Annotated in this window: 10 protein-coding genes; 7 read left to right on the top strand and 3 right to left on the bottom strand. The window is 63.0% G+C overall.

The window, feature by feature from the left end:
• Nucleotides 1-128: 128 nt before the first annotated feature.
• On the bottom strand, nt 129-593 hold the full coding sequence (locus ACH2EI_RS14815) for an Lrp/AsnC family transcriptional regulator (protein ID WP_395152321.1): 465 nt from the start codon (nt 591-593) through the stop codon (nt 129-131).
• A 126-nt stretch (nt 594-719) separates the two neighbouring features.
• On the opposite strand from ACH2EI_RS14815, the gene ACH2EI_RS14810 reads away from it, so the two are divergent.
• Complete coding sequence (locus ACH2EI_RS14810; protein ID WP_395152322.1) at nt 720-884, top strand: hypothetical protein; 165 nt, start codon at nt 720-722, stop codon at nt 882-884.
• A gap of 87 nt (nt 885-971) precedes the next feature.
• Here the strand turns inward: ACH2EI_RS14810 and ACH2EI_RS14805 are convergent, their stop codons facing one another.
• Entirely contained in the window at nt 972-2,756 is a 1,785-nt protein-coding gene (locus ACH2EI_RS14805; RefSeq protein ID WP_395152323.1) for an acetyl/propionyl/methylcrotonyl-CoA carboxylase subunit alpha, read from the bottom strand.
• On the opposite strand from ACH2EI_RS14805, the gene ACH2EI_RS14800 reads away from it, so the two are divergent.
• From ACH2EI_RS14800 to ACH2EI_RS14780, 5 genes are all read left to right on the top strand, one after another.
• On the top strand, nt 2,755-3,465 hold the full coding sequence (locus tag ACH2EI_RS14800; RefSeq protein WP_395152324.1) for a biotin--[acetyl-CoA-carboxylase] ligase: 711 nt from the start codon (nt 2,755-2,757) through the stop codon (nt 3,463-3,465). The two genes, ACH2EI_RS14805 and ACH2EI_RS14800, sit on opposite strands and share 2 nt — an antisense overlap.
• A gap of 57 nt (nt 3,466-3,522) precedes the next feature.
• Nucleotides 3,523-4,557 carry an LCP family protein gene (locus tag ACH2EI_RS14795; RefSeq protein ID WP_395152325.1) on the top strand — a complete coding sequence of 345 codons (1,035 nt, stop codon included), beginning with the start codon at nt 3,523-3,525 and terminating at the stop codon, nt 4,555-4,557.
• 19 nt (nt 4,558-4,576) lie between these two features.
• Entirely contained in the window at nt 4,577-5,410 is an 834-nt protein-coding gene (gene rfbD / locus ACH2EI_RS14790; RefSeq protein WP_395152338.1) for a dTDP-4-dehydrorhamnose reductase, read from the top strand.
• Between the two features lie 90 nt (nt 5,411-5,500).
• A complete protein-coding gene (locus ACH2EI_RS14785) occupies nt 5,501-7,243 on the top strand; it encodes a PEP-utilizing enzyme (RefSeq protein WP_395152326.1) in 1,743 nt (580 codons plus the stop codon).
• 19 nt (nt 7,244-7,262) lie between these two features.
• Nucleotides 7,263-7,838, top strand: coding sequence for a mismatch-specific DNA-glycosylase (locus ACH2EI_RS14780; protein ID WP_395152327.1), 576 nt, complete (start codon nt 7,263-7,265; stop codon nt 7,836-7,838).
• Between the two features lie 54 nt (nt 7,839-7,892).
• On the opposite strand, the gene ACH2EI_RS14775 is transcribed toward ACH2EI_RS14780, so the two are convergent.
• Nucleotides 7,893-8,864 (bottom strand): GDP-L-fucose synthase family protein, encoded by a 972-nt coding sequence (locus ACH2EI_RS14775; protein ID WP_395152328.1) that lies wholly within the window; start codon nt 8,862-8,864, stop codon nt 7,893-7,895.
• A 61-nt stretch (nt 8,865-8,925) separates the two neighbouring features.
• Between ACH2EI_RS14775 and ACH2EI_RS14770 the strand changes: the two genes are divergently transcribed.
• Nucleotides 8,926-9,540 carry a glycosyltransferase gene (locus ACH2EI_RS14770; RefSeq protein ID WP_395160587.1) on the top strand — a complete coding sequence of 205 codons (615 nt, stop codon included), beginning with the start codon at nt 8,926-8,928 and terminating at the stop codon, nt 9,538-9,540.
• The last annotated feature ends 27 nt before the right edge of the window (nt 9,541-9,567 follow it).

Below are 9,567 nucleotides of genomic sequence, written 5' to 3'. Positions count from 1 at the left end.
TGAACTGTTCGATTGAACTGTTCGATTGAACTGTTCGATTGAACCTCAGAGCGCAGCGATTCGAGCCGAAGGCCCGAGAAAACGGTCGGAGGCGACGGTAGTCGCCCGTGGCGCAGCCACCGACGACGTCAGTCGTCGCGACCGGCGTTGGTGTCACGCAGATTCATCGGGCGGCGAGGCACCGGCGAACTCGTCACGATGTTGGTGATGGTGTCGCTTTGTTCCCAGACGTCGCTCATTAGTTCCTCGATGTCGCTCATCCGACGCAGGCGCGCCCGGACGACGTGTGAGTCCGAACCGGTGACGCGGTTTGCTTCGATCACGTTAGGAATCGCTGCGATTTTTTGGTCGATGCCTGCGGTACGCATCGGGGCATTGACCCGGATGATGCTGAGAATCGGAAATCCGACCGCTTCGTAGTCGACAACGGCTCGGTACCCCTTGATGACGCCGGCGTCTTCGAGCTTGCGGATGCGCTCTGCAACTGCTGGGGCGGTCAACCCGATTCGGTCGCCAAGATCCTTGTACGAGATCCGTCCATCGTGCTGAAGAATGTCGAGGAGATCGCGATTGATATCGTCGAGAAAATACATACATCTTGTCTTTCGGAAGCTGGATGCACTTCAGGCTATTGAATCGTTAGCCGTTTCATGGTTTCGATCATTGTAAACCGCGTCATCAAAGTGGATCACTCATGGAGGATTCGTATCGTTTCCTCTATGAGTCTCAGCGCTATCTCCCCGAAGAACTTTGTCAAGGCCGTGCGCCGGACCAGCCAGCACCGTAGGGCAACGATTGACATGAACGCCGATTTCAACGGTCGTCGCCCCAGTGGAGATCCGCGTCTGGACCTCGCTGCGATCGACCGTCACTTCAAGTTCTAAGCAACGCTCTCCTCGGTTTGTGTGAGCGATTGGGCTGTCGGTTGCCGCAATCGCTCACACAAAAACTGAGATGCAGTTCTTTGTGAGCTATTCGATGATGGCCAGCACGTCGCCGCCGCCGACGGTGTCGCCAGCAGCGACCTTCAGCTCCTTGACGGTGCCGGCCTTCTCGGCGTTGATCTGATTCTCCATCTTCATTGCTTCGAGTACCACGATTCCGGCGCCGACCTCAACCGTGTCGCCGACTGCAACGAGCAGCTTGACGATGGTTCCTTGCATTGGCGCTTCGACGTTGCCTGAGGCAGGGCCGCCACCGGCGCCGCCGGAAGCGCCACGCTTGGCCTTCTTCTTGGCCGGAGCGGCAGCGCCGGCCGGAGCCTCAGGGACCCACATGTTGACGCTGAAGCGCTTGCCATTGACTTCGACGGTGGTCGATCGCTGGACGAGCGGCTCAGCATCGTCGTCTTGGTCGGGGGCAGGCGCTGCGTGCCCGGTCACGCCGGTCAGATCGAGGGTCTCTTCGACCCACTTCGTTGAGAAGTTCATCGAAGCGAAGTCGGGGTGTCGGAGAATGGCGAGGTCGGCCGGGATGGTGGTGGCGACGCCTTCGACGACGAGTTCTTCGAGGGCTCGGATGGTGCGGGCGATCGCAACCTCACGGGTGCGGCCCCACACGACGAGCTTGCCGACCAGGTTGTCGTAGAACTGGCTGATCTCGTCGCCAGACAGGTACCCGGAGTCGAAGCGGACACCGAAACCGTCCGGTGGGACGAGCTTGGTGATCCGGCCCGGTGAGGGAAGGAATTTGCCCTCGGCAGGGTCTTCGGCATTGATCCGGACCTCGATCGAATGGCCACGACGTGACGCGGTGACCTCGTCTTGGGTCATGGGCAGTTCTTCGCCAGCTGCGACACGAATCTGCCATTCGACGAGATCGATGTCGGTGATCATTTCGCTGACACAGTGCTCGACCTGCAGCCGGGTGTTCATCTCGAGGAAGAAAAACTCTCCGTCCTGGTAGATGAATTCGACGGTGCCGGCGCCGTAGTAGCCGACGGCCTTGGCGGCCTTCACTGCGGCCTCACCCATGGCATCTTCGATGCCGTCGGCGAGCATGTGGGCGGGAGCTTCTTCGATCAGTTTCTGGTGTCGGCGTTGTGCCGAGCAGTCACGGCTGGAGATCCAGACACAATTGCCCTGCTTGTCGCCAACGAGCTGGATCTCGACGTGGCGGGGCCACGTGAGGTATCGCTCGACGTAGACCTCGTCACGACCGAAGAACGCAAGGGCCTCACGCTGCGCGCTGGCGAAGGCGTCATCTACTTCATCGGCGTTCTTGACGACTTTCATGCCGCGTCCGCCACCACCGAAGGCGGCTTTGATGACGGCCGGCCAGCCGTACTCGTTGCCGAAATTACGAATGTCGTCGGGGCCCTGCGCAAACTCGGTGGTGCCAGGAACGATTGGAGCCCCGCCGCGAATTGCAGCGAGACGGCTCGACACCTTGTCGCTCATCTCGTCCATTGCCTCTGGCGGCGGGCCGATGAACTCGACGCCCATCGCTCCGATGGCTCGAGCGAAGTCGGGGTTCTCAGAGAAGAAGCCATAGCCCGGGTGTACGGCGTCAGCACCGCTCTTACGGATGGCATCCAACACCGCCTCGGTGTTGATGTAACTCTCCGCTGCGGTCTGGCCGCCGAGCGCATACGCCTCGTCGGCGAGCCGCACATGCAGGCTGTCTCGATCGAGCTCGGAGTACACCGCAACGGTGGCGATGCCCATCTCTCGGGCGGCACGGATGACACGGACGGCAATTTCGCCTCGATTGGCGATCAGGATCTTCTTCAGCACGGGTGCCAATGTAGAGGGCATGGCCGCCACTCCAAGCATTTGGGAACTTCGAGAGGTCCCCCAAACCGGGAGCACCAACACGGATCTCTTGCAGTCAGCCGAAGCTGGCGAGATTGCGCATCGCACCGTTCTGCGCACCGACCACCAGACTGCAGGGCGGGGGCGCCTCGACCGGCGATGGGATGCGCCAGCGGGAACGAACCTGCTGGCCTCGATGTACCTCGATGTAGCGCAGTCGAAAGCCTCCGACGCCATGCACCGCGTCGGCCTGGCCGTCGTTCATGCGGTGACCGAATTGGAGTCCACCGATTCGACGGTTGGCCTCAAATGGCCGAACGACGTGCTCCTCCACGGAGCGAAACTCGCAGGAATCCTCGCGCAGCGATCAACGTCTGCGCCGGGGATCGTCGTCGGATTCGGCGTGAATGTCGGTTGGGCCCCGCCTGGCGCGGCCCGTGTCCACGACCTTGACGCCTCCGTCACCCCTGCGTCGCTTCTGCAGCGGGTGCTCGATGCGTTCGATGCGCTCCCTGATGACATTTCGACGGCGTACCGGGCGCGGCTGCAAACGCTCGGCCGACGGGTCCGGGTGGAACTGCCAGGGTCGGTGAACGTGTTCGGTCAGGCGATCGACGTGGATGCCGACGGCCGGCTGATGGTCAGGCTCGACGACGGTGAGATCCGTGTGTTCGACGTCGGTGATGTCGTCCATCTCCGCCCCGCCACCTGACCAGTAAGAGGCGTGGGTGCCGCTCACCCCGAGAACAGCGGCGTTAGCGTGCGCTCGATGCAGCAGCATCCACAGGGTGGTCTCCTCGACGGGCCGCGCCGCCGTCCTCGTCGGAGCTCGGCGTCGCTTGCGATGGTCCTCGCGATCGTCGTCGGTGCAGTCGGCGCGGCCGGAGTGATCCGGGCCGCCAACCAGCGGACAGCCAATGTCGAACGGATCGAAGGGCTCGAAGACATCCTCGCGGCCGTCGACGGGCCGGCCGTCAATTATTTGTTGATCGGCTCGGACTCTCGCGAGGGCTCTGACCCGGGAGCGTCCGACTTCGGCGGCATCGGTGACACCAACGCAGTCCAGGGCCGGCGTAGTGACACGATCATGATCTTGCGCCAGGAAAAGGATGGCAACGGTGCCGCATTGATGAGCATCCCGCGCGACCTGCTCGTCACCATTGCTGGGTCCGGCAAGCAAGATCGCATCAACTCGGCCTACAACCGAGGCCCCGAAGTCCTTGCCGCGACGATTACGCAGGAGCTGCGGATCCCGATTAATCACGTCGTCGACGTCGACTTCTTCGGGTTCAAAGACCTGGTCGACACGGTGGGTGGCACAACGATCTGCTTCGATTTCGTCACACGCGATGAGAACTCTGGCCTTTTCCAAGATCCGGGCTGCAACCTGCTCGATGGCGTCCAGGCGTTGGCCTACGCCCGCTCGCGCAACTACGAGGAGTTCCGCGACGGCGAGTGGCGCAAGGACCCGACCGCCGATCTGGGGCGCATCAAACGGCAGCAGGCGTTCATCTCGACCATCGTCAATGCAACTCTGGCCAAACTCCAGGCGGACCCGTTTCTGGCGTCAGACCTCATTGATTCGGTCAGTACCGCCGTCCGGGTCGACAATGGGCTCGACCCGATCGCTGCAGCAGGCACGCTGCGTAAGGCGTTCTCGACGGGGCTCGTCACATACCAACTCGACGTGCGGGGTGAGACTTTCAATGACAAAGCGATCCTGCGTCTCAACGATGCGTCGAAGCCGGTGCTCGACTACTTCCGGGGCCTCGGCCCGCTCCCGGTTGCGCCTCTAGCCGAGTAGCTTTGCAGCCGTGAAGCTGATGGTGACGGGAGCCGCAGGCCAACTCGGAGCCGATCTCGTCCGGTTCGCGACCGATGCCGGTGACGACGTGGTCGTTGCTGACCGGAGCACACTCGATATCACCGATTCGGTGGCCGTCCGCTCGTTCATTGCGGCACATCGTCCCGACGCGATCATCAACGCTGCGGCCTACACCGCCGTCGACGCGTGCGAAACGAATCGTGAGCTTGCTCGTGCGGTGAACGCCGCGGCTGTCGGTTCGCTGCGTGAGGCGGCGGATGCCACCGACGCGCATCTCGTTCACGTGAGCACTGACTACGTGTTCGATGGGACGCTCGATCGGCCCTATGTCGAGAACGACACGCCGAACCCCCAGTCGGTCTACGGCATCACGAAACTCGAAGGTGAGCGCCGCGCGGGCCAAGGTGCGTCGGTGGTCCGCACCTCGTGGGTGTGCGGTGAGTACGGCAACAATATGGTCAAGCTCATCCTCCGATTGGCCGGGGGCGATGCACCACTGGCGTTCGTCGATGACCAACGCGGCTGCCCGACGTTCACCGCCGACCTCGCGCCGGCACTGCATCGACTGGCATCTGATCGGCACGCGGGCACGTTCCACCTCACCAATGCCGGAGCAGTGTCGTGGTACGAGTTCGTCGGCGACATTCTCGAAGCCGCAGGCCACAGCCGGTCACGCGTGACATCCATTGGAACTGCCGACCTCGATCCACCTCGCCCAGCACCCCGCCCGGCGAACGGCGTGCTCGACAATGCTGCGTGGCGGGCAGCGGGTCACCAACCATTGCGTGACTACCGCGAGCCGCTCGCCGAACTCGTCGCCCGACTGACCTGAATCACACACGCCCACACACACACACGCCCACAAGTCCCGGGCACCACCCCGGCGCTCGGTACACGGCGCGACCTGCGTTAACTTTCGCCGATGCAACCTTGGCGACGAGTTGGCGATGGCGAGTGGGTCGGGACCGACGCGAGTGAACGGTTTCCGATCTACACACGTGGCAACGCAGGCGAGGTCTATCCGGAGGTCTACCGACCGCTGAGCTTCTCGATTGCCCAGCAGGCCGGCGAGCAGGCAATGCGTAACGCCATACTGTCGAGCGGCATCATCCGCCCAGATGAACTCGACGACATTCCACTTTCGACTGGAGTCGGGAGCGGCGTGTTCGGTGGCTACGCCTACCTCAACTTGAGCGTCCAACGGCTCGTTGCTGCCCGTGTGCCGGGAGGCAGCTGGAGCGACGCCGACAATTCCTTCCTGGGTGCTGGTGATCCGCCGCCGCATGTACCGCTGCCGACCGAGAAGAATCGTCGCGCTGCGGTTGCCGCGCTGCGGTACCTGTGGAGACTGTCAGGTGTGACCGAGCTGCCGCAGTTGGCGCTCGACCAACGGATTGTCGACGAGTTTCTCGCTGGTCTGCCCGACCCGTCGACCGCGGCTGACCACGATCTGCGCACTTCGACGTTGGGTGTGACCGAACTGTTCATGCCGATGTTCGAGACGCATCTGAAGGTGTCATTCGCGGCCGGTGCGCTGATGGCCGTGTTGACGCAACTGTGCGAAAAACAACTGGGCGATGCTGAGATTGCCGTTCGGTTGATCTCGGGGCTCGGCGATGTCGACTCAGCCGCACCGTCGAGAGCGCTCTGGTCGCTTGGCCGCAAGGTTGCGGCGAGCGATTCGCTCACCGCAGAGTTCGATGCTGGGGTGCCTGGGGTCTGGGATCGATTGCAATCCTCGACTGAGGCGTCAGAGTTCAACGCTGAGTTCCGGCGGTTCATTGCCGACTTTGGATCGCGTGGCCCAAACGAGTGGGACACGGCATTCGACACCTGGGAAACCGAGCCCGAACTCGCCTTGGTATTCGTCGATCGGATGCGTTTGACCGATGCGTCGCACGCACCAACTGCTCAAGGCGAGCGGCTCGCGCAGGAACGCCGAACGCTCGAAGTCGACGTGCTGGGTCAGCTCCGCTGGCCGATCAGGCGCCTGTTCGGCCGGGTACTCGCAGCGACTCGACTGCACATGCAGAGCCGCGAACGGACCAAGACCACAGTGGTCAGGGCAATCCATGGGGCGCGACTGCAAGGGCAAGAACTCGACCGTCGGCTCGCTGCACGCTCAGGTGGCGCACCGGGTGACCTGTGGTTCCTTGTCGAAGAAGAGCTCAATGGGTACGTGGACGACCCCGCATCGTTTGCCACACAGATCGCCGAGCGCCGGCAACTGCTTGTTGAGCTGCAGCGACGGATTCCACCCTTTTACTTCGAAGGTGAGCAACCTCCGGTCGACACGTGGGAATTGCGCAGCGCCAAGATCCCTCAGGTCGTCGTCGGCGAGGTACTCACCGGCCTCGCCGGATGCGCTGGCGTCGCGAGAGGTCGAGCACGCGTCGTGACCAACCCGGGCGACCCACGCGGCTTGGAGCCGGGCGATGTGCTGATTGCGCCGCTCACCGATCCGAGCTGGACGCCGCTCTTTGTTCCGGCAGAAGCCGTGATCGTCGACGTGGGTGCAGTGATGAGCCACGCCATCATCGTCAGCCGAGAACTCGGTATCCCATGCGCGGTGTCCGTCACCGATGCGTCGCGCCGTATCCCCGACGGAACACTGGTCGAAGTCGATGGCGGTGCCGGTACGGTTCGCATTCTCGAGTTGCCTTGACGGGCTGACTGGCTGGCTGATGGGATTCACTCGGGTCGAACTGGAGTCGTACATCGGTGCGACCGTTCCCGACTTGGTCGGAGCGAACACGCGACTGTTGTTCGTTGGTATCAACCCAGGGCTGTGGACTGCGGCGACGCAGACCCATTTCGCCCATCCGGGAAACCGGTACTACCCGGCACTGTTCGAGGCAGGAATCATCGAGCGCGAGATCGATCGTGGTGTCGGGATGAGCGACGACGACCGGCGGCATTTTCTCTCCCGTGGTCTTGGCATCTCGAACATTGCCCACCGGGCAACAGCCAAGGCCTCCGAGCTCACCGCGACCGAACTGCATGAGGGTGGGGAGCAATTGCGCGCACTCGTGGGCACCATGCAGCCAGCCGTGGTCGCAGTTGCCGGAATCACCGCCTACCGAATCGCGTTCCGACAGCCGAAGGCAGTAATGGGGGAGCAGCCCGACGGTTTCGAAGGTGCGCGTCTCTGGATCGTTCCGAATCCGAGTGGCCTCAATGCACACGAGACGACCGGCACCCTCGCCGCGGCCTACCGTGCAGCAGCAGTGGCAGCGGGAATCGTCTCTGCCGAACGTTGAATGTCGTCGCGATGGCCCGCTGAGCGGCCGCATCCGCTGGCGGACTCAATGAATTCAGGCGTGCGGGTCTCGTTCGGCTTCAGCCCGGTTGGCGAGGTACCAGTCGATCGTGGTGCGTAGGCCCTCGTCGAAGTCCATCGTGGGTTTCCAGCCGAGTAGGCGGTTTGCTCGGGATCCGTCAACGCCACGGCGTGGCTGGCCGTCGGGCTTGGTGGGATCCCAACGCAGTTGCCCAGTGAAGCCAACAAGCTCGGCGATTGTTTCCACGGTCTCTTTGACCGTTACCTCGCGGTCAGCGCCCAAGTTGATCGGCTCAACGACGCCAGGTTGGTCGTCGGCCTCGGCGGCGCGGACAATCGCCTGAGCGGCGTCATCGACGTAGAGGTACTCACGCGAGGCCGAACCTGTGCCCCAGACATCGACGTGGTCGGCCCCGCTCTCGCGGGCCTCGACGCACTTTTTGATGAGGGCCGGGATCACGTGAGACACCGATGGGTGAAACTTGTCGCCGGGGCCGTACAGGTTGGTCGGGATCAGGTACGCGAGGCGCTGGCCGTACTGCTGCGCGTTGACCTGGGCGTGGATGAGGTGGGCCTTTTTGGCGATCCCGTAGGGCGCATTGCTCTCTTCTGGGTAGCCGTTCCACAGTTGGTCTTCGGCGAACGGAACCGGCGTGATCTTTGGGTACGAACACACGGTGCCGACGAGCACCGTTTTCGTCACCGACGATGCATGTCGCGCCGCTTCGATGATGTACGTGCCCATCAGCAGGTTGGCGAGGTACAGCGGGGCAGGTTGCGCGAGGTTGTAGCCGATGCCACCAACCTGCGCGGCGAGGTGAACGATTTCGGTCGGCTGATATTCGGCGAGCATCTGATCGGCAGCGCCGGGCACGGTCAGATCGAACTGGGAGCTGCGGGGTGCTGAGACCGAAGCTCCGGCTGCCTCGAGGAGTGCGACGACCCGGCGGCCGAGGAAACCTGCACCGCCGGTCACGAGCACGCGGCGATCGACGAGGGATGACATCAGACGGACGTTACTGGCCGAGGGGTGCTGGTTGCAGAACCTGACATGAGATACTGGCGACGTGGATGACGCACCGATTCGAGTGGCGTACGCGCTTGAGCAGTGTTGGGACCCGACCCCAGGGGAAGCCGCAACTGCAGCGCTCCGGATCGCCGCTGCCTTTCGTGATCGGCCTGTCGATGTCACCGTCTTGCAGTTGGTCGGCAAGCATGCCGACCGCCCGCCAGCCGCGTACCGCCCCGTTGGATCAGTCGCCATGTTGCCCCTGGGGCGGCGCTGGCTCTACGAGGCGTGGACCCGGCTCAACTGGCCCAAGGTCGAGTCGGTGACCGGCCACGTCGATGTTGCTCATGCAACTGGTTTCGTCCCCTGCGCAACGTCGGTGCCGCTCGTCGTCACGATCGACGACATTCAATTCCTCGACCAGCCAGGCAGATTGCCGAAACACGTCGAACGGGTGATGCGGCGCAGCTTCGACGTGATCCGCGAACGCGCTGACCGAGTGCTCTGTTCGAGCGAGGCGACGTTTGACGACTGTGTGCGAGCCGGTCTCGATGAGGCCAAGTTGCGGTTGGTTCTGGTCGGCGTGGACGCTGACTGGAAGGTTGCCGCTGAGCAGACGCTCGCCGTCTATCGTGAACTCGTTCCCGCCGGCGGCGCGACGGTGGACTCATGATGCAGCAACACGGACAACACGGACAAC

This window comes from Ilumatobacter sp., assembly GCF_041688325.1.
GTDB lineage: Bacteria > Actinomycetota > Acidimicrobiia > Acidimicrobiales > Ilumatobacteraceae > Ilumatobacter_A.
This window is presented reverse-complemented; position numbering and strand designations above follow the sequence as displayed.